The 25,872-nt window shown below is 64.5% G+C and carries 24 protein-coding genes and 1 tRNA gene; 9 read left to right on the top strand and 16 right to left on the bottom strand.

Annotated elements, in window-relative coordinates; translation table 11 throughout:
- Positions 1-32: 32 nt before the first annotated feature.
- Positions 33-1,451 (bottom strand): phosphomannomutase/phosphoglucomutase, encoded by a 1,419-nt coding sequence (locus KVP10_RS14975; RefSeq protein ID WP_217965416.1) that lies wholly within the window; start codon positions 1,449-1,451, stop codon positions 33-35.
- 145 nt (positions 1,452-1,596) lie between these two features.
- Between KVP10_RS14975 and KVP10_RS14970 the strand changes: the two genes are divergently transcribed.
- Positions 1,597-3,012, top strand: coding sequence for an FAD-binding oxidoreductase (locus KVP10_RS14970; protein WP_217965415.1), 1,416 nt, complete (start codon positions 1,597-1,599; stop codon positions 3,010-3,012).
- A gap of 37 nt (positions 3,013-3,049) precedes the next feature.
- Here KVP10_RS14970 and KVP10_RS14965 read toward each other — a convergent pair whose 3' ends face one another.
- The 14 genes from KVP10_RS14965 to mutM all read right to left on the bottom strand — a co-directional run bounded on the left by KVP10_RS14965 (position 3,050) and on the right by mutM (position 18,260).
- Complete coding sequence (locus tag KVP10_RS14965) at positions 3,050-3,814, bottom strand: SDR family NAD(P)-dependent oxidoreductase (RefSeq protein WP_217965414.1); 765 nt, start codon at positions 3,812-3,814, stop codon at positions 3,050-3,052.
- 53 nt (positions 3,815-3,867) lie between these two features.
- Positions 3,868-4,929 carry a LacI family DNA-binding transcriptional regulator gene (locus tag KVP10_RS14960; RefSeq protein ID WP_246600702.1) on the bottom strand — a complete coding sequence of 354 codons (1,062 nt, stop codon included), beginning with the start codon at positions 4,927-4,929 and terminating at the stop codon, positions 3,868-3,870.
- 54 nt (positions 4,930-4,983) lie between these two features.
- Positions 4,984-5,520 (bottom strand): VOC family protein, encoded by a 537-nt coding sequence (locus KVP10_RS14955; RefSeq protein ID WP_343218751.1) that lies wholly within the window; start codon positions 5,518-5,520, stop codon positions 4,984-4,986.
- 40 nt (positions 5,521-5,560) lie between these two features.
- Positions 5,561-6,535, bottom strand: coding sequence for a Bug family tripartite tricarboxylate transporter substrate binding protein (locus KVP10_RS14950; RefSeq protein ID WP_217965412.1), 975 nt, complete (start codon positions 6,533-6,535; stop codon positions 5,561-5,563).
- A gap of 73 nt (positions 6,536-6,608) precedes the next feature.
- Positions 6,609-7,499 (bottom strand): NAD(P)-dependent oxidoreductase, encoded by an 891-nt coding sequence (locus KVP10_RS14945; RefSeq protein WP_217965411.1) that lies wholly within the window; start codon positions 7,497-7,499, stop codon positions 6,609-6,611.
- A 28-nt stretch (positions 7,500-7,527) separates the two neighbouring features.
- Positions 7,528-8,322: an SDR family NAD(P)-dependent oxidoreductase gene (locus KVP10_RS14940; protein ID WP_217965410.1), complete on the bottom strand. Its 795-nt coding sequence runs from the start codon at positions 8,320-8,322 to the stop codon at positions 7,528-7,530.
- Positions 8,323-8,326: 4 nt separating this feature from the next.
- Complete coding sequence (locus KVP10_RS14935; RefSeq protein WP_217965409.1) at positions 8,327-9,565, bottom strand: thiolase family protein; 1,239 nt, start codon at positions 9,563-9,565, stop codon at positions 8,327-8,329.
- Between the two features lie 38 nt (positions 9,566-9,603).
- Positions 9,604-11,214, bottom strand: coding sequence for an AMP-binding protein (locus tag KVP10_RS14930; RefSeq protein WP_217965408.1), 1,611 nt, complete (start codon positions 11,212-11,214; stop codon positions 9,604-9,606).
- Between the two features lie 381 nt (positions 11,215-11,595).
- Positions 11,596-12,915 (bottom strand): fumarylacetoacetase, encoded by a 1,320-nt coding sequence (gene fahA / locus KVP10_RS14925; RefSeq protein WP_217965407.1) that lies wholly within the window; start codon positions 12,913-12,915, stop codon positions 11,596-11,598.
- A 136-nt stretch (positions 12,916-13,051) separates the two neighbouring features.
- Positions 13,052-14,353 carry a homogentisate 1,2-dioxygenase gene (gene hmgA / locus KVP10_RS14920; RefSeq protein WP_217965406.1) on the bottom strand — a complete coding sequence of 434 codons (1,302 nt, stop codon included), beginning with the start codon at positions 14,351-14,353 and terminating at the stop codon, positions 13,052-13,054.
- A gap of 20 nt (positions 14,354-14,373) precedes the next feature.
- On the bottom strand, positions 14,374-14,580 hold the full coding sequence (locus KVP10_RS14915) for a DUF2783 domain-containing protein (protein ID WP_217965405.1): 207 nt from the start codon (positions 14,578-14,580) through the stop codon (positions 14,374-14,376).
- Positions 14,577-16,262, bottom strand: coding sequence for an FAD-dependent oxidoreductase (locus tag KVP10_RS14910; protein WP_217965404.1), 1,686 nt, complete (start codon positions 16,260-16,262; stop codon positions 14,577-14,579). The genes KVP10_RS14915 and KVP10_RS14910 overlap by 4 nt, the downstream gene beginning before the upstream one ends.
- 62 nt (positions 16,263-16,324) lie before the next feature.
- On the bottom strand, positions 16,325-17,281 hold the full coding sequence (locus tag KVP10_RS14905; protein WP_217965403.1) for an MBL fold metallo-hydrolase: 957 nt from the start codon (positions 17,279-17,281) through the stop codon (positions 16,325-16,327).
- Between the two features lie 148 nt (positions 17,282-17,429).
- Positions 17,430-18,260, bottom strand: coding sequence for a bifunctional DNA-formamidopyrimidine glycosylase/DNA-(apurinic or apyrimidinic site) lyase (mutM, locus tag KVP10_RS14900; protein ID WP_217965402.1), 831 nt, complete (start codon positions 18,258-18,260; stop codon positions 17,430-17,432).
- Between the two features lie 94 nt (positions 18,261-18,354).
- Between mutM and KVP10_RS14895 the strand changes: the two genes are divergently transcribed.
- From KVP10_RS14895 to pth, 7 genes are all read left to right on the top strand, one after another.
- Positions 18,355-20,130 carry a tetratricopeptide repeat protein gene (locus tag KVP10_RS14895; protein ID WP_217965401.1) on the top strand — a complete coding sequence of 592 codons (1,776 nt, stop codon included), beginning with the start codon at positions 18,355-18,357 and terminating at the stop codon, positions 20,128-20,130.
- A gap of 19 nt (positions 20,131-20,149) precedes the next feature.
- Positions 20,150-20,731, top strand: a complete 582-nt coding sequence (gene lolB / locus KVP10_RS14890; RefSeq protein ID WP_217965400.1) for a lipoprotein insertase outer membrane protein LolB — start codon at positions 20,150-20,152, stop codon at positions 20,729-20,731.
- A 169-nt stretch (positions 20,732-20,900) separates the two neighbouring features.
- Entirely contained in the window at positions 20,901-21,944 is a 1,044-nt protein-coding gene (gene ispE / locus KVP10_RS14885; RefSeq protein WP_217965399.1) for a 4-(cytidine 5'-diphospho)-2-C-methyl-D-erythritol kinase, read from the top strand.
- A 1-nt stretch (position 21,945) separates the two neighbouring features.
- Positions 21,946-22,022 (top strand) — tRNA-Gln (locus KVP10_RS14880).
- Between the two features lie 114 nt (positions 22,023-22,136).
- Complete coding sequence (locus KVP10_RS14875; RefSeq protein WP_217965398.1) at positions 22,137-23,087, top strand: ribose-phosphate pyrophosphokinase; 951 nt, start codon at positions 22,137-22,139, stop codon at positions 23,085-23,087.
- Between the two features lie 112 nt (positions 23,088-23,199).
- Entirely contained in the window at positions 23,200-23,826 is a 627-nt protein-coding gene (locus tag KVP10_RS14870) for a 50S ribosomal protein L25/general stress protein Ctc (RefSeq protein WP_217965397.1), read from the top strand.
- 196 nt (positions 23,827-24,022) lie between these two features.
- A complete protein-coding gene (pth, locus tag KVP10_RS14865) occupies positions 24,023-24,622 on the top strand; it encodes an aminoacyl-tRNA hydrolase (RefSeq protein WP_217965396.1) in 600 nt (199 codons plus the stop codon).
- Between the two features lie 45 nt (positions 24,623-24,667).
- Here the strand turns inward: pth and KVP10_RS14860 are convergent, their stop codons facing one another.
- Positions 24,668-24,847, bottom strand: a complete 180-nt coding sequence (locus tag KVP10_RS14860) for a hypothetical protein (protein ID WP_217965395.1) — start codon at positions 24,845-24,847, stop codon at positions 24,668-24,670.
- Between the two features lie 63 nt (positions 24,848-24,910).
- Here KVP10_RS14860 and KVP10_RS14855 point away from each other — a divergent pair, with 63 nt between their 5' ends.
- Positions 24,911-25,780 (top strand): CPBP family glutamic-type intramembrane protease, encoded by an 870-nt coding sequence (locus KVP10_RS14855; RefSeq protein WP_217965394.1) that lies wholly within the window; start codon positions 24,911-24,913, stop codon positions 25,778-25,780.
- Positions 25,781-25,872 lie beyond the last annotated feature (92 nt).

Here is a 25,872-nt window from a genome sequence, read left to right as displayed (position 1 = left end):
CGGGTCGAGAGTCCAGGGCAGGGAGCGACGGGTCAGAAGGGCAGGCGCGCTTCCGGCGCCAGCGCCAGCAGCGCCTGGCGGAATTCTTCCTGGATGCGCCGCAGCGCCTGCTCGCTGTCGCCTTCGAAGCGCAAGACCACGACCGGCGTCGTGTTCGACGCGCGCGCCAAGCCGAAGCCGTCTTCGTATTCAGCACGCACACCGTCTATGGTCACGAGCTCGCGGGCCGTGGCGAATGCCGCCGAGCCCTGCAAGCGGGCGACCAACTGCTGCGGCTCGCCTTCGCGCATTTCGAGTTTCAGTTCCGGCGTGGAAATGCCCTGCGGCAGGGCTTCGAGTTCCTCGGACGGATTCGCGCTGCGCGACAGGATTTCCAGCAGGCGGGCGCCGGTGTACAGCCCGTCGTCGAAGCCATACCAGCGTTCCTTGAAGAAGACGTGGCCGCTCATCTCGCCGGCCAGCGGCGCCCCGGTCTCGGCCAGCTTGGCCTTCATGAGCGAATGGCCGGTGCGCCACATCAGCGGCTGGCCGCCGGCCTTGGCGATTTCCGCGGCCACGTGCCGGCTGCATTTCACGTCGAAAATGATGGTGCTGCCCGGCTCGCGCTGCAGTATGTCCCGCGCAAACAGTATCAATTGCCGGTCGGGCCAGATGATTTGCCCCGAGCGGGTCACTACGCCCAGGCGGTCGGCGTCGCCGTCGAAAGCCAGGCCCAGTTCGCAGTCGCTGCCGCGCACGTGCGCAATCAGGTCCGCCAGGTTGGCGGGCTCGGCCGGGTCGGGGTGGTGGTTGGGAAAATTGCCGTCGACCTCGCAATACAGCTCGTCGACTTCGCAGCCCATGGCCTTGAACAATCTGGCCGCGGCCACGCCGCCCACGCCGTTGCCGCAATCGATGGCGATCTTCATGGGCCGCGCCAGCTTCACATCGCCGCTTATGCGGGCGATATAGGTGTCTATCAGGTCGGGCAGCCGCGACTCGCCCGCGGCTGCGGCCTCGTTTGCCGTCGCGTCCAGGCCGTCCGCGGCGTCCTCGTCCAGGTCCATCATGGCCTGGTGCAGTTCCTGGATTTGCGCGCCGTGCAGGGTCTGGCCGCCCAGCATCATCTTGAAACCGTTGTATTGCGGCGGGTTGTGGCTGCCGGTCACCGCCACCCCCGAACCCCGCGCCAGGGTACAGGCGGCAAAATAAACCAGCGGGGTAGGCACCAGCCCCGCGTCCAGCGGGCGCACGCCCGCGGCGGCCAGGCCGGCGCGCAGCGCACGAGCCAGCTCGGGGCTGCTCAGGCGTCCGTCATGGCCCACCGCCACGGTGGACAGGCCTTGCGCGGCGGCGCGCCTGCCCAGCGCCAGCCCCAGGCGCCGCGCAAAAGCGGCGTCGATCTGTCCCGGCACGATGCCGCGTATATCGTAGGCCTTGAAGACTTCGGGGGCGAGGGACCTTGAGCTCATGGTTTTCCTGGTGTGTATCGGGGAGCGCGGCTTGCCTGTTCATGCAGAATGCGCGGTTCGATATTGTACGAAGGACCCGGGCATCGCAGGGCAGTGGCTAAAATAGGCTTCGATTTGGACCATGATGCAAGCCAGGAGAGCCCGCATGCCTGCAGTAGACGAGTTGAAACGTATCGTGGGGGAACCCCACGTCCTGCAAGGAGAGCAGGCCAAATCCTATCAGGTCGACTGGCGCGGCCGCTATGCGGGCCGCGCCCTGGCGGTGGTGCGCCCGGGCAGCACGCAAGAAGTGGCCGAAGTCGTGCGCTGGTGCATCGCGCAGCGCGTGCCTGTCGTGCCGCAGGGCGGCAACACCAGCCTGTGCGGGGCGGCCACGCCGGACGACACAGGCACGGCAATCGTACTGTCGCTGGCGCGCATGAACCGCGTGCGCGGCATCGACACCGATAACGACACCATGGTCGTGGAGGCGGGCTGCGTGCTGCAAGCCGCGCAACAGGCCGCGCACGCGGCCGACCGGCTCTTCCCCTTGAGCCTGGCGGCCGAAGGCAGTTGCACAGTGGGCGGCAACCTGGGCACCAATGCGGGCGGCACGCAGGTGCTGCGCTACGGCAATACGCGCGAACTGGTGCTGGGGCTCGAGGTGGTCACGGCCGAAGGCGAAATCTGGCACGGGCTGCGCGGGCTGCGCAAGGACAACACCGGCTACGACCTGCGCGACCTGTACGTGGGCAGCGAAGGAACACTGGGCATCATCACGGCGGCTACTTTCAAGCTGTACCCTCTGCCGGTGGCGCAGTGCACGGCCCTGCTGGGGCTGGCCTCGGTGCGCGACGCCGTGGCGCTGCTGTCGCTGGCGCGCAAAGGCTTCGGCGCCAGCCTTACCGGCTTCGAACTGATCGGCGGGAATTGCCTGCATGGGGTGGTGAAGTGCTATCCGCAGCAGCGCATCCCCTTCGACGGGCCATCGGCGCAATTGCCCTGGTATGCCTTGCTGGAACTGTCGGACAGCGAAAGCGAGGAACACGCGCGCGCGCGTTTCGAAGCCGTGGTGGGCGAGGCGCTCGAGGCGGGCCTGGCCAGCGACGCGGTGATCGCGGAAAGCATGGCGCAGAGCCGGGCACTATGGCATCTGCGCGAAAGTATTCCGCTTGCGGAGAAGGCTTTCGGCAAGGGCGTGAAGCACGACGTGTCGGTGCCGGTGTCGCGCATGGCGGATTTCGTCGAGACTACGAATGCCGCGCTGCAAGCGCATTTCCCGGGTGTGGAACACATCATCTTCGGCCACCTGGGCGACGGCAACCTGCACTACAACGTGGCCCGCGGCGAGGCCTATACCGAGCAGGAACTGCTGGGCATGCAGGACAAGATCTACGCCATAGTCCACGACAGCGTGCACCGCCACGGCGGCTCGATCAGCGCCGAGCACGGCGTGGGGCAGCTCAAGCGCGACCTGCTGCCCCTATACAAGGATCCGGTGGAACTGGCGCTGATGAAGCGCATCAAGCAGGCGCTGGATCCCTTGGGGCTGATGAATCCGGGGAAGGTGCTGGGGAAGTGAGCGTTGTGCGCCGCGCTTTCCGCTCAGCAAGTTCCGATCAGCGCATGTATGCTCCGCCGTTTACGTCCAGCGTCGTGCCGGTCGTGAACGCTGACAGGTCCGAGGCGAGGTACAGGCAGGCGCCGGCGATGTCTGCCGGCTGCCCGATGCGGGCAAGAGGGAATTCCCGCGCGCGTTCGTGCTTGCTCTCGTCGGAGGAAGCCCCGCGCGAAAAGTCCGTCAGGATCAGTCCGGGAGTGATGGCGTTGGATCGTATCCCTTTGGGGCCGAACTCCTTGGCGATTGCGCGGGACAGCCCGAGCACTGCTGCCTTGGCTGCGCAGTAGTGTCCTCCGCCGAATACCCCGCCGCCCTGCTGGGCCGACATCGACGAGATGTGGACCAGGGATCCGCCGCCCTGGGCTGCCATATGGGGAATCACGCATTGGGACATTTGCAGCGTGCCCTTGAGAATGATGCCAGTAACCCGCTCATAGTCCTGGGCGGTGATATCCATGATGCCCGCGCGCTGTGTGACACCGGCATTATTGACGAGCACGTCAATGCGCCCGGCCCAGTCCAGAACCCGGTTTACTGCGGTTCCGCAGGCCGTGGAGTCGGATACATCGCAGCCTATGCCTATATGCTGCGCGCCCACATCGCGAGCGGCCTTCATCGCGTCGGCCTCGTCGAGATCGAGTAATGCTACGCGCGCGCCGTGTTCGGCGAATAGCCGTGCCGTGGCAAGGCCGATGCCGCGCTCGCGGGAGGCACCCGTGACGACCGCGATACGGCCTTCGAGCAGTTTTCCGGATACTTTCATGTGCTTGCTTTCCAATGCAATGGGCCTGGTTGTATGGCGTCGAGATGCGCGCTTCAGCTTGTCATGTCCACAGCGGTCCTGGCCGCGACGGGCGGCGGCATGCAGGATTCGCGCAGGATCATTTGTGTCGTGATCAGGATGCGTTCGGGCTCTTTCGCCTCGCGCGTCGAGAGGCTGCGCAGCATGACCTCGGCACAAGCGGTGCCCACGGCCGCCAGATCCCAGTTCAGCGAGGTGATGGGGGGCGTGAAAAGCTGCGCGAGATCTGTATCGCCGATGCTGATGACGCTCACGTCGTCCGGCATGGTGCGCCCCGAGTGGCGTATGGCTTGCAAGACTCCCGACATGATGCGCGTGCCCAGGCAGAGAAACGCCGTGGGGGCTTCGGGCGATGACAGCAGCGCCAGCGCTTCGCTGAAGGAAAACTCCATGGACGAACTTTCGGCGCGGATCAGCCGCGGATCGGGCTGGATGCCCTGGGCGGAAAACGCGTCCTTGAATCCGGCGATCCGCTCGCGCCCGGGGCGCAGCGTGCTGCCGGGAGTGAGCAGCGCAATGCGCCGGTGACCGAGTTTGAGCAGATATCGCGTGGCCTGCAGCGCCCCGTGATAATGATCCACATGTATTGCGGTGCCTTCGGTGGTGATGTCCCTGTCCAGGGCCACGACCTGCAGCTCGGATGCAAGGCGCTCCAGCATTTCGGGTTTTTCGGAATCGCAGGCCCCGAGAATCAGGCCGTCGACCCGCCTGCGGCGAAACAGGTCTATAAGCGATTTTTCGCGGTTTGCATCGCCATGGGTACTGGCCAGGAGCAGCGTATAACCCGCTGCAAACAGCCGGGCTTCTACGGCATTGATGATGCCGGCATAAAGCGGGTTGGCGATGTCGGAAACCAGCAGCCCCACGACGCCGGTGGACTGCGTGCGCATGCTCTGGGCCAGGGCATTGGGCACGTAACCCAGCTCTCGCGCGGCACGGGTCACTTCGGCGATGGCCTGCGTACTCACGTGGCCGCTCTGATTCAGCGCGCGCGAGGCCGTTCCCAGCGATACGCCTGCGGCCTTGGCTACGTCGCGAATGGTGACCTTGGATTTCATTGGCTTGTCGCAGCTCATGTCCTTCCCCTCGTTGCGCTCCGGTCCGCTCGCGGCACAGGCTGGCCTTGCATTTTAGCTTTCGGTGGAAACGGCGGAGGGCGGCCCAATACGGCGTATCGGGTTTTTCCCGTCCCATTCCACGGATGCGGCGCGTATTTCTTCGAACAGTTCCGCCTTGCCGCCGGCCGACTCTGAAATCTCGATCATGGCGCAGGGAAGCTGCGGGTGCATGAAGTAGGCATAGCGGCCGCGATTAGCACCCATGCGCCCGCTATGTCCTTCTATGTAACCTTTATTCAGCAAAGTTCTTGCGTACTCGTCGTAATGGCCCATCGTCCAATACGCGATGTGCTGCGCGCCTTCTCCGTGCTGGCGTAGCGTGTCGAGATAAAGCGATGGGGCGTCGTTGAGCTGTGCGATCAGTTCGATCTGGATATCCCCCGAGTTGGCGAACCCGAACGAGAGCACGGGCAGTGCCGACGGTTTTCCGTAATAGCGGTATTCCGTCGCTGTGGCCTCCTTGCGATAGAACCATGGGCCGACACCGATGCTCGCCCATTGGGCCATGGCGGCCTCGATGTCGCGCACTACATATCCTATCTGACGCACTGGACCGAAAGTCGTGCTCACGTTCGATTTCCTCCGAGGTTTAAAACGAGGATACGATGTTCGCCGCCTTGGCGACCTTTTTCCAGGCCGCGATGTCGGCGATGGTACTTTTTTGCAGCTCGTCGCCTCCGACAAAGGCCGGAGTGATGCCCCAGGCCAGCAATTTGGCCTTGACGTCGGGCATTTCCACAGTTTGCTTCAAGGCGGCAGACAGCTTGGCCACGATCGGCTTGGGAGTGCCGGCGGGCGCATAGAGTGCCCAGCGCAGGGCCCCCATGTGTTGGCCGGAGAACGTAATGCCCTCCTTCTCATAGCTGGGGACTTCGGGCAGGCTGGGCGAAGGCGAGGTGCAGGAGGCCAGGGCCTTCAGGCGGCCTGACTTGACCAGCGGCGTACCCGATGCCATGTCGACGAATCCCAGCTTGACGAAGCCGCCCAGCATGTCGTTCTGGATCTGAGCGACGGATTTGTAGGGAATGTGCGTCATCTTGATCCCGCGGGCTAGTTTCAGCAGCTCGCCGCAGAAATTTCCGGTGGATGCATTGCCCCAGCTTGCGTATTGCAGGGTCTCGGGGGATTTTTTCGCAAGCGCTACGAGTTCCTTGAGGTTGTTGGCGGGGAAGTCCTTGGTTGCCAGCAAGAGAATAGAGGCGGTGCCTACCTGGCCTATCGGCTCGAAGTCCTTCACCGGATCATAGGAAAGGTGCGGGTTGCTGGCCGGCAGCAGTACATGTGTCGTGGCTCCTCCGATGCCTATCGTATAGCCGTCGGGGGCTGCCTTGGCAACCATGTCGGTTGCGATTGAGCCGCCCGCTCCGGGTTTGTTGTAGGGCACCATATTGCCTTTGAGTATCGGTGCCATCTTCGAGATCAGCAGCCGGCTCAATACATCGCCACCGCTGCCCGCCGACGAAATGATGATGAAGCGGATTGGATGTGCCGGATAATTAGAGTAGTCCTGGGCGTGGGCGGAGAATGCCAGGCATGCCAGCGCGGCCATTAAAATTTTTCGCATGGGTGTCTTCCTCACTTGATTGTTGGCGGGGGTGTGTGGCCCCGCTTTGGTTGATGCTCCCGGGTTTTCCTCATCATGGGGAAACCGGGAGTCGGACGCCAGCCGCCGCGGCGACGTGGCTGATATATTGCGGGGTCAATTCGCTGCCCAACCCGTCTGCTACGCCTTGCCGCAGCCGGTTGCGCACTTGTTCGGCAACTGGTCCCAGCGTACCGAGCTCTTGCGCCAGCAGGCAGTAGTAGCTGACATCTTTGGCGGCGATTTCGAGCTTCACGCGAGAGCGGCTTTGTCCGTTGCCTGTCAGCCAGGGCCCAAGGCCCGTCAGGCAGCGGTTCTGCCCGCCGGCCCCTTCGATGGCGGCGAGCAGGGTGTCAATGTCCATTCCTGCTTTTTGTGCCGTAGTCATGGCTTCGGCTATGGCCACGAGGTTGTTGAAGGCCAGGAAGTTGCTGATGAGTTTTGCTCCGTAGCCGTTGCCCGCGCCGGCGAAGCGGAATGTCTGCTTGCAAAACGTGGCAAGAATGGAGTCGACTGCAGGCGGTATTCCATCGCCACCCACCAGCGCGTTGAGCCGGCCCTGCATTGCCTCGGTCGGGCCGCCGGTTAGCGGTGCATCGACGAAGTCCACGCCGATGCGGGCAAGCTGCTCTGCAAGATCACGGCCCGTCGTGGGAGTCAATGTGGAACATTCGAGCACCAGCAGGCCCGGTCTGGCGGTCGACGAGATGCCCGAAGGGCCAAAGAGCACTTCGCGAACTGCGGCCTCGGAGGGCAGGCACAGGATAATCGCCTCAACCCGCGACACCATGGCCGCCGGCGAGACGGCCTCTATAGCGCCCCGCGCCAGCAATTCCTCGACGGCCTCACGCCGTTTGTTGCCCAGGACGGACAGAGGGTGGCCGGAGCGCAACAAGGAATGCCCGATGCCGCGCCCCATCATGCCGATGCCGATCAAGCCGATCATGTTCTTGAGCCCTTAGAGAGTGGCTGCGTCAGACGCTGGAGGCGCCATCGACAGTAAGGAGTACACCGCTTACATAGGAGGCTTCGTCGGACGCCAGAAACAGTGCTGCGTTGGCGACCTCCTGGCTTGTGCCTTGTCGTCCCATCGGGCAGCGCGCGTTGCGCCCCACCATGATTTCGGCGAGCTCTTCAGGCGTCTTGTCCTTATAGAGCGTGCGGATATGAGGCGTGTCGATCATGCCCGGCAATACGGCATTGCAGCGGATGTTCATTGGGGCAAACTGCCGAGCCAGGACACGAGTGAGATGATTGAGCGCGGCCTTGGAAGAGTTATAGGAGATGAATTCTGCCGGCCCCCACTTCAGGCTCGCCGTCGAGGACACATTGATGATCGATCCCCCGCCTTGCGACTGCATGGCGGGGATCACCTCTTTGCAAGCCAGGAAGGCGCCTTTGAGGTTGATGTCGTGCACGCGGTCCCAGGCTTCTTCCGTGGTGTCGAGTATGCCTCCGCGCGCTTCTATGCCGACATTGTTGTGCAGGATGTCAATGCGGCTCCAGCGATCCAGCGTAGCCTGTACGGCATCGCGGACGTCCACATGGCGGCTTACGTCGGCACGCAGAGCGAATGCCTCGCCTCCCACGGCAAGGATCTGCTTCACAGTGTCCTGTGCGGCGTCCAGTCTCAGGTCTGCGACAGCAATGCGGGCACCTTCGCGAGCGAACGTCAGAGCTACCGCTTGGCCGTTGCTCAGGCCTCCTTCGGGAAATGAAGTACCGCCACCCATCAAGAGGCAGGTCTTGCCGGCTAGTCTTTGTGTCATGATTTCACCGTGCCAGAATCGTGATGCAGGACGCGGCCTCGTCGTAGCCGATCGAACCGCCGCCATTTTGCGCCAGGGCGACGCGAGCCCCTTCCACCTGGCGGGCGCCGGCTTCGCCGCGCAGTTGCGTCACCAGTTCGTGTATCTGTGCCAGGCCTGTCGCGCCTATGGGGTGGCCGCGAGACTCGAGCCCGCCCGACGGGTTGACGGGAATGCGCCCGCCCAGGCTCGTGTCGCCGCGTTCGGCCATTGCCCCGCCTTCGCCGAAGGCGCAGAAGCCTAGGCCTTCGGTGTGGACGATCTCGCCCATGGCCGTGGCATCGTGCACCTCGGCCACCGAAATATCGTCGGGCCCGAGGCCTGCTTTCTCATAGGCGAGGCGGGCGCCCACGGCCGTCGGGGCGTTTTTCGAGTCGGCCGGGTCTCGATCGGCTCCGGATCGCACCACGCTTGCCAATATGCGGATGGCGCGGCTGCGGCTCAGCCCCAGGCGGCGCAGCCCGCTTTCGGTGCAGACTATGGCTGCGGCCGCGCCGTCGGAAATGGGCGAGCACATCGGCGTCGTGATCGGGTAGGTAATGGGCGAGGCCGCCAGTACGTCTTCGATGCTGTAGGCTTTCTGGTACTGGGATAGCGGGTTGTGTACCGAATGCCGGTGGTTCTTGGCGGAAACGGCGGCGATCTGGCGCTGTGTCGTGCCGTAGCGCATCATGTGCGAGCGGGCCTTGGCGGCGTATACGTCCATGAAGATGCTGTACGGACGGCTCGATGTCGTGCCGGGAGGCACCTCCATGCCTTTGCCGAGCTCGATCAGGCGCTGTGTGTTCTGTTCGATCTGCGTGATGTCCCAGCCGCTGGTGAAGGCCGAGAACATCCGTTCCCGATCGTTCGAGTACATTTTCTCGGCCCCGACCGCCAGGGCGACGTCGGCCTCTCCCGTCTTCAACAGATTCACCGCAAGATTCAGCGCCGTGCTCGCGGCGGCGCATGCGTTTTCTATATTGACTACAGGTATGCCCCCGATACCCATGGCGCGCAGCGCGATCTGGCCGCGGATCATGTGCTGGCCTTCCATGTGGCCTTGCACGCAATTGGCGAAAAAGGCGGCCTGGATTTCCCGGGCGTCGATACCCGCGTCCTTCAGCGCGCCATCGACCGCTGTCTTGGTCAAGTCCTTGATGTTCTGGTCGAGCAGTTTGCCGAAAGGCGTCATGCCGACGCCGGCAATATAGATGGTTTCCATGTTTATCTCCTGTTTTCTGTGTGTGCCTGCGGGATGGCTCAGCGCCGCAGCTTGTAGCCGGATTTCTCGCGGTCCCATGCAGTGGGAGGAATACCCTGTTCGCGCAGGCGGTATTTTTCGATCCGGTGGGTCGGTGTCTTCGGGAACTCGCTGCGGAAATCGACATAGCGCGGCACGGCAAAGTAGGGCATCAATTCTTCGCAGTGTTTGATGAGTTCCAGCGGCGAGACTTGTTCGCCCGGTTTCAACGCCACGCAAATCATGACTTCGTTTTCGCCCACTTCGGATGGCACGGCGATTGCCGCCGATTCCAGCACCGCGGGGTGCGAATTCACCACGAGCTCTACTTCGTAGGCGGAAATGTTCTCGCCGCGGCGGCGGATGGCGTCTTTCTTTCGGTCGACGAAGTAGTAGTAGCCGTCGGCGTCCCGGGTCATGAGATCGCCGGTGTGGAACCAGAGGTTGCGGCTTTGGGCCAGGGTCGCCTCGGGGTTCTTGTAGTAGCCGTTCATCATGATGTGGGGGTAGCGAGGCCGGAATACCAATTCGCCCACCACCCCAGTGCCCACGAATTCGTCTTCGTCGTTTACCAGCGCGCAGTCATAGCCCGCTATCGGCAGGCCCACCGAGCCGGCGCGCGGAGCATCCAACGGGTTGGTGATGGCCGTGCAGTTCTCGGTCTGCCCATAGCTCTCGATCAGGCGTACGCCGAATCTTGCTTCGAATGCGGCGAGCATGTCTTTGGGCGCCGCGGCGCCCGTAGCATTTTTGACCGAGTGGTCGCGATCGGCGGGCGACGGGGGCTGCTTCATGAGAATAGGGATCATGCCGCCGATATAGTTGAAGCGCGTGGCGCGATAGCGGCGCATGCGTTCCCAGAAGGTCGATGCGCTGAAATGGTCGTCCAGCACCAAAGTGGCGCCGCACACCAGAGCCGGCATCGCGCTCAAAAGTTGAGCATTGGCATGGAACAGCGGCAGGCAGGTATAGATGCGCTCGTCGGGCGTGATGCCGCGCACTTTTACCGTCTTGGAGCCGCCGAACCAGAAGTAGTTGTGGCACAGCACGATGCCCTTGGACGGGCCCGTCGTGCCCGACGAATAGAGGATGGCCACGGTGTCGGTGTGCGAAACGTCCACGGCGGGAAACGGCGCTGAAAGAGCCAGGAATTCGCCGAAGCTCAGGGCGGGAATGGGGGCGGCCGGCTTCGGGGCCTGCTCGCGTGACCAGAGCACCAGGTGCTCGAGCTTGCCGAAGCCGACGGCTTCATGCGCGATGCGTTCTACATAGGCGGCGTCCACCACCGCCACGGATGCGTCGGAATGTTCCAGGATATGGCGCAGCAATGGGCCGCGATAGCTGATATTGACCGGCACTTCCACCACGCCGAGCCGCGCGCAGGCGAACCACAGGCCCATGAATTCGGCGCAATTGGGCAGCATGATGGCCAGCTTGTCGCCTTTGCGCAGGCCGAGCGCGTGGAGGCTGCCGGCGATTTGGTCGACCCATGCGTCGAATGCCTTGTAGGTCCAGCTTTGCTCGCCGATTACCAGGAATTCCCGATCGGGGTACAGGCTGGCCTGATGACTCAAAAGCGTGCCCAGCGGGCGCAGCTTTGAGTCCAGTTCCACGTATTCCAGCGTATCCATCTATGTCCTTCAGTCGTCGCCACGGAGTTGGCTGCCTGAGCGCTCGTCTTTGAGGCTCGATGAGACGAATTATAAGGAACAATAGAAACGTTTCCATATAATGGTATTCCCTATGATTGCGATCGAATATTGGGTTATGGGGAAACTGTTTAGTTATTTATATGGAACCGTTTCTACAGATGTGCACGATGGGCACGCCTGCGGGCATGAAGCTTGCAGGCATTCCTGGAAGAGGGATTTCCGGCCGCATGCATGTGTTGCGGCTTTGCCGCGTGCACGTGTCTGCCAAGGCCGGCGCTTGCTGCGGTGGAGCGGGCATGAAAAAAAAGCGGCCCGTCGGGGCCGCCATTTGTCACAGCATCGAGTGGCTGAGGCTGCTGTCTACACCTGCGCAGGCAGCACCATCCCCGCGCATTCCCCCAGGCTGATGGCCGGGTAGCCGGCCTTCTCGCAGCGGGCGCGCAGTATGACTTCGTCGCCGTCTTGCAGGAACATGCGCTGTTCGCCCCAGGTGAGCTCGATGGGCTTCTTGCCGCCCTGGTTCATTTCCAGCATCGAGCCTTCCTGGCCGGCTGCGGGGCCGGACAAGGTGCCCGTGCCCAGCATGTCGCCGGGCTGCAGGTTGCAGCCGTTGACGGTGTGGTGGGTGACGAGCTGCGCGACGTTCCAGAAGGCTTCCTTGAAATTGCTGCGCGACAGTACCGCGGGTTCGGCCCTGGCCGCGCGGCTCTTTTCCGTGGACAGCAGCACTTCCAGGCCGATGTCGAAAGAGCCGGCCGCGGCGTTCTCGGCGGCGAACAGGTACGGCAGGGGCTGGGGGTCGGTGGCCGCGCGGGTGCTGGCCGTGCGGAAGGGCGCCAGCGCCTCAAGCGTGACGATCCAGGGCGAGATCGTGGAGGCGAAGTTCTTGGACAGGAAGGGGCCCAGCGGCTGGTATTCCCAGGCCTGGATATCGCGTGCCGACCAGTCGTTCAGGATGCACAGGCCGAACACGTGCGATTCGGCCTGCTCGATGGACACGCGTTCGCCCTGGGCATTGCCCTGGCCGACGAAGACGCCGAGTTCGAGTTCGTAGTCCAGGCGCAGGCAGGGGCCGAAGTTGGGCGCAGCGCCTTCCGATGTGGGGCGCGTCTGGCCGACGGGGCGGGGAAAGCGCTGGCCCGAGACGCCGATGCTGGAGGCGCGCCCGTGGTAGCCGATGGGCACCCACTTGTAGTTGGGCAGCAGCGGGTTGTCGGGGCGGAACTGCTTGCCCACGGCGGTGGCGTGGTGCAGCGAGATGTAGAAATCGGTGTAGTCGCCGATGTGCGCCGGCACGCTGTGTTCGATGTCGTCTTGCGCGACCAGCAGTGGCGCCAGCAGCGGCTGCTGGGACGACTCGGCGCGCAGGGCGCGCGACAGGGCCAGGCGCAAAGCGGACCAGTGGGCTTGGCCGAGCGCCATCAGGGCATTCAGGCTGTCGCCGGTGCAAGCTGCCAGCGCCTCTGCGGCCGCGCCCGAGAAGGGCTGGGCCTCGGCCAGGGCGGCCAGGTCCAGGACTTGGTTGCCGATGGCCACGCCGGGCCGGAATTGCTCGGCGCTGTTGATACGGCGGAAGACGCCGAAGGGCAGGTTCTGTATGGGAAAGCCATTGCCTTCGGCGTTGGCCGATTCGACCCAGCTGCGCAGCTTGGGGTCGTGGGTTTCGTTCAAGTATGTCATGGGTTGCATATCCTGGATCGTAGCTGGAATGTCTGGGCGGCATGGCCCGCATGCGCGGGCTGCTCTCGCGGGCTGGCGCACCGCCGCGAGACATGCCGGGGCCCCGCGGCAGCAGGGCCCGTATGTGCGGCGGGCCTTACGGGCGTTCGGGATTGAAGTGTTTCTTCAGCCCCTGCCAGGCCTGGTAGTAGTCGGCTTGCAGCGCCGGCGAGGCCAGCGCCTGGGCGCTGGGGCGTATGACGCGGCGGGTCTCGAACATAAACGCCATGGTATCGCGAATATAGTGGGGCTTGCTGGTGTCTGCGGTGCTGGCCTTGGCGAAGGTCTCGGCGTCGGGACCGTGCGGGGTCATGCAATTGTGCAGGCTGGCGCCGCCGGGCAGGAAGCCTTCGGCCTTGGCGTCGTAGATGCCTTCTATCAGGCCCATGAATTCGCTGGCGATGTTGCGGTGGAACCAGGGCGGGCGGAACGTGTCTTGCATGACCAGCACGCGCGGCGGGAAGATGGCGAAGTCCATGTTGGCCGTGCCCGGGGTGTCCGACGGCGAAGTCAGCACGGTGAAAATGCACGGGTCGGGATGGTCGTAGCTGATCGAGCCTATGACGTTGAAGCGGCGCAAGTCGTATTTGTAGGGAGCATGCGTGCCGTGCCAGGCGACCACGTCCAGCGGCGAATGGTCGATGCGGGCGCGCCACATGCCGCCGTTGAACTTGGCGTACAGGGTGTAGTCGCCCTCGAGGTCTTCGTACCAGGCCACGGGGGTCCGGAAGTCGCGGGCGTTGGCCAGGCCGTTGGAGCCTATGGGGCCGAGCTCGGGCAGGCGCATGGGCGCGCCGAAGTTCTCGAGCAGGTAGCCGCGGGCGTCGGCGTCGAGCAATTCCACGCGCAGCCGCACGCCGCGCGGAATGACGGCGATTTCGCAGGGTTCCAGGTCGATCAGGCCCATTTCGGTGGCCAGGCGCAGGCGGCCCTGCTGGGGCACGATCATCATTTCGCCGTCGGCGTTATAGAAATAGCTGTCCCGCATGGACTGGTTGGCCGCATACAGGTGTATGCCCACGCCGGTCTGGTCGTCGGCGCTGCCGTTGCCCGCCCAGGTATGCACGCCGTGGATGAAGTCCGTGGCCTGCGTGGGGATGGGCATCGGATTCCAGCGCAACTGGTTGGGCGTGAAAGTCCCCTTGCCGAAATCGTTGTGCCAGGAGACGATGTCGGCGGCCGGTTCGAAGGGCTGCTGCACGGCCGCGGGCCGGATGCGGTAGAGCCACGAACGGCGGTTGTCCGCCCGCGGAGCGGTGAAAGCCGTGCCGGAAAGTTGTTCGGCATATAGGCCGTAGGGGCATTGCCGCGGCGAGTTGCGGCCCTCGGGCAGGGCGCCCGGCAAGGCTTCGGTGGCGTGGCTTGCGCCGAAGCCGGTCAGGTACTGAAGTGTGCTCATGAGCTTGGCTCCCATATGGGTCAGTGTGCGGACCGGGCTACCTCGCGCGCCTTTTCCAGGGCTTCGCGCAATATATTCCGGTCACCGATGTGATTGGCCAGCAGCAGCACCAGCGCCGCGTTCAGCTCGTGGCTCTGGGCCGTGTCCAGGTCGCGGTGCGCCTCTATCAGGTCTTCGTAGAAGTCGTCGGGCGATTCGAGCTTGCTGTGGGTGTTGAGGGTTTTCATGCCGGGGTGTCCTCGGTGTATCCGCTGGCGCGGCGCAGCGCGGCCTCGATGGGCTGTGCTGCGCAGCTGCGCCAGCGCGCGGCGATGTGCTGGTCAGGACGTATCAGGTAGGTGGTGTGCTCGCTGGCGTCATAGCGGCGCGCCAGCACGCCCTGCGCGTCGACGACGGTCGGCAGCCCGCTGCGTGCGGCCTGCCCGGCACAGGCCGGCGTGGCCACCAGCAGCAACTGGACGCCCAGCGCGTCGCGGCGCAGCTCGTCCAGTTGCTGCAGCGTTTCCTGCGGTGGCAGGCCCGAACGGCAGAAGATGGCCACTGTGTAGCGGCCGTCCAGGCGCGACAGCCACCAGCCGTCGCGGCCGTCCGCGAGTATGGGTGCGTCCGGCGCCACCGCGCCCAGCGGCAGCAGGTGCGTGAAGCGTTCGCTGTCGGGTGTGTTCAGCGGCGAGCCGGTATAGGCCGTGGCGGTGGACAGGCGCCCGCTGTTGACCAGTGTGCGCGCGAATTCGTAGCGCTTGGCGAGCTTCAGCACGGTGTTCCTGAACAGCAGGCTGATTTCGCTCTTGGGCGTGATGAAATCGGTGGAATGCGAGGAATGGCGGATGTTCTCGTCTGCGGCCAGTTCGCGCTCGGCCGCATAGCTGTCGATCAGCGCCTCGGGCGCCAGGCCGCGGGTGACCAGGTGCAGCTTCCAGGCGAGGTTGTCGGCGTCCTGCACTCCGCTGTTGGCGCCGCGCGCGCCGAAAGGCGAGACGCGGTGCGCGGAATCGCCTGCGAACAGCACCCGGCCGTGGCGGAAATGATCCATGCGTTCGCAGGCAAAGGTGTAGATGCTGACCCATTCCAGTTCGAAGGCGGTGTCCTTGCCCAGCAGGGCGCGGACGCGCGGCAGCACGTTTTCGGGCTTGACCTCTTCGACCGGATCGGCGTTCCAGCCCAGCTGGAAGTCGATGCGCCAGATATTGTCGGGCTGGCGATGCAGCAGCACCGATTGATTGGGATGGAAGGGCGGGTCGAACCAGAACCAGCGTTCGGTGGGGAATTCGGCCTGCATCCGGACATCGGCGATCAGGAAGCGGTCGCGGAAGATGCGGCCGTGGGTTTCCTGGCCCAGCATCTTGCGCAGCGGCGAGCGCGAGCCGTCGCAGGCCACCAGCCACTCGGCCGCCAGCGTGTAGGGGCCGTCGGGCGTTTCGACGGTGAGCAGCACGTCGTCGGCGCGGTTCTCGACTCCCACCGCCTTGTGTTTCCACCGCAGGTCGATGCCGGGGTGCGCGGCGACCTGCTCGCATAAAAAGCCTTCGCAATAGTATTGCTGCAGGTTGATAAAGGCGGGGCGCCTGTGGCCAGGTTCGGGCAGCAGGTCGAAGCGCCAGACTTCTTCGCCCTTGAAGAAGATCTTGCCGACATTCCAGGACACGCCCTTGTCTATCATCTTCTGGCCGACGCCGAGTCGGTCCCAGATGTCCAGCGTGCGCTTGGCGAAACAGATGGCGCGCGATCCGGTCGACAGGCGATAGTCGTCGTCGAGCACCACCACTTTGCTGCCGCGCTGAGCCAGGTCGAGCGCCAGGCTCAGGCCCACCGGGCCCGCGCCCACGATCACGATCGGGTGGCGCGCCGCGGCGCCGGCCTGTTGCGGCCGGTATTCGAATTCCAGGGCCTGGTAGTCGATGTCTCCCATCCCAGTCCTCCTTGCTTGATGGCCGGCGCGCCTCTGTGGGGTGCCGGGTCAGGTCGCGGTGTTCAATTGCCTTCGAGTTGCTTCCACATTTCCAGGTCGCGTTCCGCGGTCCAGATGCGCGGATCGTCGTAGCCCGTGGCCTCGTCATAGGCGCGCGACACATCGAAAGGCATGCAGTGGTCGAAGATGACCCATTGCGCGTAGCGCGGCTTCATGAAGTCGTAGGTTTCGCGGTAGATGGTCTTCAGGTCCTTGCCTGCGGCTACGCCATTGTTGACGCTGGTGTACAGGTCGGTCACGAAGGCGCGGGTGCCCGCCAGGCCCTTGCGCACTTCTTCGGCCGATTGCAGGGACGGGCCGCGGCCGGGCACCATTTTCTCGGCATTGAATTCGGCCAGCGTGTCCAGCGTGTGCGGCCATTCGCGGAAGTAGCAGTCGCCGGCATAGGGCGTGGACTGGTATTCGACCAGGTCGCCGGCGAACAGGATCTTCTGTTCGGGCAGCCAGGCGATGGTGTCGCCCTTGGTGTGGCCGCGGCCGACCTGCAGGATCTGCACTTCGAGGTTGCCGAGATTGACGGTCATCTCGCCTTCGAAGGTGATGGAGGGCCAGGTCAGGCCGGGGGGGATCGATTCGACGTTGCGGAACAGGCGCGGGAAGCGGCCGATTTCGCTGGCCTTGTCTTGTTCGCCGCGTTCGACGATGAGGTCGTAGGTGTCGCGGCTGGCAATGATTTCTTGTGCCTTGTAGGCCGCCGCGCCGAACACGCGCACGGCGTGGTAGTGCGACAGCAGTATGTATTTGATGGGCTTGTCTGTGACTTCGCGGATGCGGTCGATCACGCCTTGCGCCATGACCGGCGTGGCCTGGGTGTCTATCACCATGACGGCGTCGTCGCCGATGATCACGCCGGTGTTGGGGTCGCCTTCGGCGGTGTAGGCATAGGCGTTGTCGGACAGTTTGTCGAACGACACGACCTTGTCTTCGAGGTCGGCGTGGGAAGCGAATTGTTTGCTCATGGGGCAGTCTCCGGTTGACGGGTGAAGTATAAGTTGATGTTCGTTTTTATGCAATGCATTTGTTATAGACGAACGAAATTTCAGCCCGGCCTGTTCGTGATCCGCTCTTGCGCCGTTTATGCGCAGCGGCTGCGCTCTTAGTGCGCCCTCAATTGCGCTGGCAGGACGGGCAGTAATAAGTGGCCCTCTGGCCCTGGACGATGCGGCGGATCGCCGTGCCGCACACGCGGCACGGCTGGCCGTCGCGTTCGTACACCGCGGCGTGCAGCGTGAAATAGGCGCCGGGTTCGCCGCTGGCGTCGACATAGTCGCGCAGCGTGCTGCCGCCCGATTCCAGCGCGTCGCCCAGGGTCTGGCGGATCGCGTCGAACAGCCGGGCGCAGCGCGCCGGAGAAAGCCGCCCGGCGCTGGCGCGCGGATTGATGCGCGCGCGAAACAGGGTTTCCGAGGCATAGATGTTGCCCACCCCCACGACCGCCTGGCCGGCCAGCAAGGCCTGCTTGATCGACAGCGTCTTGCCGTGCAGGCCGGCACGCAGCTTCTGTGCGGTAAAGCCGGGGTCGAAGGGCTCCATGCCCAGCCGGGCAAGCAGCGGGTGCGCTTCGATCGGGCCGTCGGCGGCCGCGTGCCAGAGCACGGCGCCGAAGCGGCGCGGGTCGTGCAACAAGAAGCGCGCGCCATTGTCGAACAACCATTCGGCGTGATCGTGCTTGCGGCGCGGCTCGTCGGGCGCCACGCGCCGCAAGGATCCGGACATGCCCAGGTGCACGATCTGCGTGCCGTGCTCGAAACGTATCAGCAGATATTTCCCGCGGCGGCCGCATTCCAGCACGACTTTGCCGCCGATCAGCCCCGGCAGCGCAGCCGGAACCGGCCAGCGCATGCGCGGCTCGTGCACGATGAAACGGGTCAGTATCCGGCCCGGCATGACCGTCGCAATTCCGCGACGGGTGGTTTCGACTTCTGGCAGTTCGGGCATGAGGGGGTGCTAAGATCTGTCAATTCTAGTGATTTTGCCATTTTGCGCTATGGTTGCGGGCGGGAAAGGCAATGGCCCTGCTGATATCTAGTTAATGAAACGATCGACTTCCTTGTCCTGGTCCGCCGCGGCCTTGCTATGCCTGTTGTTTTCTGTTCCGAGTCATGCTCGCCAGCCCCAAGCGGTGCCGTCGCAGACCGAGCAGATCCATCTGCGCGAGGGCAGCCTGCCCGATGTCACCTTGACGGCCGACATCCTGTATCGCATTCTCAGCGCCGAGATCGCAGCCCAGCGCGGCCAGTACGACATGGCCAGCCACACGCTGCTCGATCTTTCCAGGGATACGCTGGATCCGCGCCTGGCCAAGCGTGCCTTCCAGTTGTCCATGGCCGGCCACGACTTGCAGCGCGCCCTGGTCGCCGCCCGGCAGTGGGCTCTCCTGGCGCCGAACGACCCCGAGGCCGTGGCGTCTTCGCTGGCCCTGGCGGCCTCCAACGGCCAGACCGCCGGCCTGGCCACGGCGTTGTGGGATCGCATCGACAAGGCTACCGACAAGGACCGCGCCATCGCCCAGGCCGCGGCGATCGTCGGCAAGATGAACGACAAGAAGGTGGCGTTCGAAGTTCTGGACCAGGCCCTGCACGAGCCCGTGCGTTCGCTGCCTATAGCCCATCTGGCGCTGGCCGATGCGGCCTGGGCGGCCGGCGACGCCGACCATGCCCTGGACGAAGCGCAACAGGCGCAGGAACTCGACCCCGATTCCGAACAGGCGGCGCAGCGCGTGCTGGAATACGGACTGAAGGTCGACCCCGGCGCGGCCATCAATACGGCGCAGCTCTTTGCCGCCAAGCATCCCGACGCGCGCAAGCTGCAATTGTTGCTGGTGTCGCGGCTGACCGATCGCAAGGATTTCGATTCGGCCCTGAGCCTGATCCGCCAGATGCGCGCCCGCGCGCCCGAGGACTTCGACCTGCAATACACCGAGGCCGAGGTGGATTTTCGCGCCGGGCATTACGATCGCGCGCAGGCCCTGCTCAATGAATACATCAGCGTCCAGACCCAGCGCCGCCAGTCCATCAACGACGACGCCACCAACGCCGCCTCGGACGCATCCGACGCGCGCCTGCTGCTGGTGCAGATCGCCGAGAAGCGCGGGCGCCTGAAAGACGCGGTCGAGCAGCTCGGGCAGATCGAGGATCCGACCCTGAAGTTCCAGGCGCGCATCCACATGGCGGTGCTGCAGGCCCGCATGGGCGACCTGGCGGCGGCCCGCAAGACCATCGGCGGGATTCATCCGCAGGACAACCACGAGCGCACCGTGCTCGCGCTGACGCTGTCCTCCATCTACCGCAACGCGGGGCGCACCGACCTGGCCACGGATGTGCTGGTGCGGGCCGACAAGGCCATGCCGGATACCTCCGAGATCTTGTACGACCTGGGCATGCTGTACGAGCGCCAGGGCAAGTTCGATCAGTTCGAGAAGCTCATGCGGCGCGTGATCGAGCTCGATCCGGACAACGCCAACGCCTACAACTCGCTGGGCTACACCTATGCCGACCAGAACACGCATCTGGACGAGGCCCAGGACCTGCTCGAGCGCGCCTTGCAGCTCGAGCCCGAGAACCCCTTCATCCTGGACAGCGTGGGCTGGTATCTGTATCGCACCGGCGACAACAAGGCCGCGCTGGACTATCTGCGCCAGTCGTACGCGCTGCTGCCTGCGGCCGACGTCGCCGCCCACCTGGGCGAAGTGCTCTGGAAGCTCAAGCACTACGACGAGGCGCGCAAGGTATGGCGCGCCGGCTTCAAGAAGGACCCCCAGAACGATACCTTGCTCAAGACTCTCAAGCGCTTCAATGTGAAGCTGTAGCCGGCAATCGAGGAATGTCATGACGGGTATTTCATCTTTGTTACGCTATCGCGCCTGGCTGGCCTGCGGGCTCTTGTGCCTGCTGGCGGCCTGCGCCACGCCGCAGCGCATCGCGGGCGGCACGACCCAGGCCTTCGAGCGGGTGGGGCGCTTTGCGCTCAGCGCCACCGGCTACGGTGGCCCGCAGCAGGCGGTGCAGGGCGGCTTCGCCTGGAACGACGACGGCCGCACGCTGCGGCTGGATCTGTCCAACCCGCTGGGCAGCATCCTGGCGCGTGTCCAGGTGCGGCCCGGCGAGTCGCTCCTGACGCGCGCGGACGGCACCCAGGAGCGCGCGGACGATCCCGACGGCCTGGTTGAGCAGGTGCTGGGCAGCGCCATCCCGGTGGCGGGCCTGCGCGACTGGCTGCGCGGCCGCACCGGCAGCCAGCCGGTGCAAGACCTGCACAAGGACGAGGCTGGCCATATCGCCGCTTTCGTGCAAAATGGCTGGCATGTCGATCTGTCGAATTACGACCCGCAGGGCCCCAGGCTGCTGCGCCTGACGCGGGACGTGGCGGGCCGGCACATCAGCGTGCGCCTGGTGGTGGATAAGGGCTAGGCCTGCCCGTGACCGGCAGGCTGTGGCACGTCGATTGAATTGAAGTAAGCGGCCTGGCGATAAGCAGGCCCGTACAGACCCACACAGGCCCGGGGCGCATATCCGCATTCGCGCGTCGGCTTTTGCGCAGCGGCGCAAGCCATGGCCACGCAATGAAACCCAGGATGACATGAGGCTTTACGACGTTCCGGCTCCGGCCAAGCTGAACCTGTTCCTGCATGTGGTCGGCCGGCGCGCCGACGGCTATCACTTGCTGCAGACCGTGTTCCGCTATATCGGCCTGTACGACACGCTCGACTTCGAGCGTCGCGGCGATGGCCGCATCGAATGCGAGAGCGGCCTGGCCGGGCTGGCCCACGAAGACGATCTGGTGGTGCGCGCCGCCCGCGCCCTGCAACGCGCCACCGGCACGTCCTATGGCGCGCAGATCCGCTGCCGCAAGCAGATTCCCGCCGGCGGCGGCCTGGGCGGCGGCTCCAGCGACGCCGCCACGACGCTCATCGCGCTGAATCGCCTGTGGGAAACCGGGCTGGACCGCCAGGCGCTCATGGCGCTGGCCTTGCCCCTGGGGGCGGACGTGCCGGTATTCGTGAACGGCCGCAGCGCCTTCGCGCAAGGGGTGGGCGAGGAGCTCGAGCCCGTCGATCTGCCCGAGCGCGCCTATGTCGTCATGCAGCCCTGCGAGGCGGTGCCCACTGCCGGGGTGTTTGCCGCCCCCGAATTGACAAGAAATACACCCTCTGTCAAAATGGCGGTCTTTTCCGAATGGCAACAGACTGGTGCCGGAAAATTGCGCGAAAGCCTGGATGCGGGATTGTTTGAACCGCAGAATGGCCTTCAAAAGAACCGTGAAAATGGTTCATCAGAAGGCTTCCGGGGCTCTTTACGGGCAGGCCGCCATAACGCGGCAAGCCTGGTCCGGGGCAACGTGCTTTTTGGCCGCAACGATCTGGAGCCGGTAGTCTGCGGCAGATACCCTCGCATCCAAGAACTTGCTTCATGGCTGCGGCAAGAAGGGTGGAATGCCAGGATGACCGGGTCGGGTTCCTGCTTCTTCGTAGAGTTTGTAACGATGGATCAGGCGCGGCTTTGCCAAGCGGAAATAGCCGGTAAAATTACTCGTGCGGGCGCCGGCAAGCCATTATTGGTTGAAACTGCCTGGGCATGCCCGGGTTTGCATGATCATCCGCTGCGACATTGGATACACGGTTAATTGGGGAATCGCCAAGCTGGTTAAGGCACTGGATTTTGATTCCAGCATGCGAAGGTTCGAATCCTTCTTCCCCAGCCACTTTTCCTGGCCCAACGGCCTTGAAGGGCTAGCAAAAAGCTGTTGAGTCGGCCCGATCGGGGGTGCTGGTCAACGGCTTTGTTGTTTAAGGCCACGCAATCTCTACCATCGATCATGGCAAACGACAGATTCATGATTTTCACGGGCACAGCCAATCCTCGGCTGGCGGTTGACGTTGTCAATCATCTCGACATGTCTCTGGGCAAGATGGCCGTCGGCCGCTTCTCCGACGGCGAAGTCATGGTGGAAATCAACGAGAACGTCCGCGGCAAGGACGTCTTCGTGCTGCAGCCTACGTGCGCGCCCACCAACGACAATCTCATGGAAATCATGGTCATGGTCGATGCGCTGCGCCGCGCCTCGGCCGGACGCATCACCGCCGCCATGCCGTACTTCGGCTATGCGCGCCAGGACCGCCGGCCGCGTTCGGCCCGCGTGGCGATTTCGGCCAAGGTGGTGGCCAATATGCTGCAGGTGGTGGGCGTGGATCGCGTCATGACCATGGACCTGCACGCCGACCAGATCCAGGGTTTCTTCGACATACCCGTCGACAATATCTACGCGGGCCCCATCCTGCTGGGCGATATCTGGCGCCGCAGCTACAAAGACCTGGTGGTGGTCTCGCCCGACATCGGCGGCGTGGTGCGCGCGCGCGCGCTGGCCAAGCAGCTCGAGGCCGATCTGGCCATCATCGACAAGCGCCGCCCGCGCGCCAATGTCTCCGAAGTCATGAACATCATTGGCGAGGTCGACGGCCGTACCTGCATCATCATGGACGACATGGTCGACACCGCCGGCACGCTGTGCAAGGCCGCGCAGGCCCTGAAAGACCGCGGCGCGATTTCGGTCTACGCATACTGTACGCATCCGGTGCTGTCGGGCGGGGCGGTGCAGCGCATCGTCGAATCGGGCCTGGACGAACTGGTGGTGACCGACACCATCCCCTTGTCCGACGCCGCGCGCGACTGTGGCAAAATCCGCCAGCTTTCGTGCGCATCGCTGCTGGGCGAAACCATATTGCGCATCTCGAACGCCGAATCTGTCAGTTCCCTGTTCGTAGATTAAGTTTCGTGCATGGCCCGCTGGTCGCGGCAGGCCATGCCATTGTGCGCCGCGCATTTCGCGCTGCGTTTTTTATAACTGGGCCGACAAGCCCATTGTTTTTTCGGAGTCTTCCATGAAATTCAACGCCACAGAGCGTAGCGTACAGGGTACGAGTGCGAGCCGCCGCCTGCGCCGCGCCGGCCGTGTTCCCGCCATCGTATACGGCGGCACCGCCCAGCCCCTTAGCGTCGAGCTCGATCACAACGAGATCTACCATGCCCTGCGCAAGGAATCCTTCCATGCGTCGATCCTGACCATGGACCTGGGCGGCAAGACCGAGCAAGTGCTGCTGCGCTCGGTGCAATGGCACCCCTACAAGCAGCAAGTGCTGCACGTGGACTTCCAGCGCGTCGACGCCAGCCAGGCGCTGCACACCAAGGTGCCCCTGCACTTCATCAACGCCGACCAATCACCCGCCGTCAAGCTCAGCGGCGCGATCGTCACGCACGTGCTGACCGAACTGGAAATCGCCTGCCTGCCGGCCAACCTGCCGCAGTACATCGAGGTGAACCTCGGCAATATGCTGGCCGGCTCGATCCTGCACCTGTCCGACATCACCTTGCCCGTGGGCGTGACCTACGTGTCGCACGGCGGCGACGCCAACCCGGCGCTGGCCTCGGCATACGTCAAGGCCGGCAGTGATGCGGCCGACGAAGCCGCTCCCGCTGCCGCCCCCGCCGCAGACAAGCCTGCGGAATAAGGCGGGTCGCGTAGATACGAGCTGCGCAGATCCAGGCCGCACAGGCCCGGCCTGCATGGCCGAGCCGAACAGCCCGGTCTGCAGGCGCAGCCTTTGCAAGTCCCAGCCCCCGTACGGCTTTGCCGTCGGGGGTTTCGCTTTATCTCCGCAAGGCATCGTGGCTTCGCCGCGATGACCAGGCATTACAATCGCGTCCATGTCTGCTCTCCCCATACGATTGATAGTCGGCCTGGGCAATCCCGGCCCCGAATACGAAGTCACGCGCCACAATGCCGGCTTCTGGCTCGCCGACCACCTTGCCGACGACCTCAAGGTTTCGTTCTCGGCCGAGAAAGCCTTTTTTGCGCAAGTGGCCAAGGCCCGTGTCGACGGCGAGGCCGTGGTGCTGGCCAAGCCCACCACCTTCATGAACCGTTCCGGCCAGGCCGCGGGGGCGCTGCTGCGCTTCTATAAGCTGGCGCCCGAGCAGGTGCTGGTGCTGCACGACGAGCTCGACCTGCTGCCGGGGCAGGTCAAGCTCAAGAAGGGTGGCGGCCACGCCGGCCACAACGGCCTGCGCGACATCCAGGCCGCGTTCGGCAGCCCCGATTTCTGGCGCTTGCGCATAGGCATAGGCCACCCGCGCAGCCTGGGCCTGGCCCAGCAAGTGGCGGCCTTCGTGCTGAATGCCCCGCGCCGCGAAGAGCTCAAGGAAATCGAAGAAGTCATCGACCGCTGCCGCGCCATCGTGCCGGACCTGCTGCGCGGCGAATTCCCTCGTGCCATCAATCAATTGCACGAGGCCAACCGTGCCTGACATGAGGCGGATAGCGGCTTGCGCCGTGCCGTACGCCGGTGCGCATCATGCAGGCCCGTCTCGCAGCCGCAGGCACTGTAATTCCGCTGCAGCTTGCGCATACGCCGCGCATTCGCACTCCTTTCTTCGGTCCATGCTGAGAAAGGCCATGCCATGGCCCGCGGTGTTGTCCTGCAGGGTCTGCACCTGCAGGCGCGACACCGGGTCGGCGATGCCGTGCCGCATGCCGGCCGCCTCGTGCGCCGCATTTCCGAGCCACGGCTGCGGACGTATTCGCCGCGAGCGCGCATGAATCCGGCGCCTGCAGTCGGCGCGCAGCGCGGCCGGCGCTGGCGCGACGAACTTCACGATTTCATCGGATTCATCCGGCGCCCGGCCTTCGGCCCGCGCCTGCCGGGCAGGCGGCCCGCAGACGGATGGTGGGCAGACTGGTTCCCCACGCTGCCGTGGCCACGCTTGCTGCAATGGGCCTGCTTCCTGTGGTGCGTCAACCTGTTCTTCCTCGGCCCGATCGCCGTGGCCGCCGCCGGGCTCGGCGGCGCGGACCATAGGCTGAACATCGCCAACATTCCCTGGCTGCAGGCCCTGATCTGGGCGCCGCTGGTCGAGGAACTGGTCTTCCGTTATGGCCTGCGCCACCCCGCGCAGGCGCGCTGGCAGGTGCCGGCGGCCGTCGTCGCCATGCTGTACGGGCCCAGGCCCTGGACCATCTGGCTGGTCGCCGCCATATTGCTGCTTTGCTGGCTGCCATACCTGCGCGGCCCCGCGCGGCGAGGGATGGCCGCAGATGGGACGGACGGCCTATCCGCTCCATCCTCCTTCGCGGCCGGCCCGCTGGCACGGCTGCTGCGTCGCGCCCGCAGCCCCATGTCCTGGCGCAACAGGCGGCGCTACCGGCGCAGCTTCCCCTGGGTCTTCCATCTGGCCATGCTGGCCTTCGCGGCCGTGCACCTGCACAACTTTTCCATGCCGCACACCCCTTATTGGCTTATGCCGCTGCTGGTGCTGCCGCAATGGATGACCGGCCTGGCGCTGGGCTGGATCCGCACGCGTCGCGGCATAGGCGCGTCCATGCTGCTGCACGGCCTGTTCAACGCCGGCCCCCTGCTGGTGGTGTGGATCATCTTGCACTCGCCCTTCGGACAGCTCGTCACCTGAAGCTTTCCCGGACCACGGGCTGTGGCACGTGGCGGCCCGGCGCGCCGCCTACCCCGGCACGGTAAAATGCCGTTTTCATTCGCTGTACGTCA

It is taken from the genome of Candidimonas humi, from assembly GCF_019166065.1.
Lineage (GTDB): Bacteria > Pseudomonadota > Gammaproteobacteria > Burkholderiales > Burkholderiaceae_B > Candidimonas > Candidimonas humi.
This window is presented reverse-complemented; position numbering and strand designations above follow the sequence as displayed.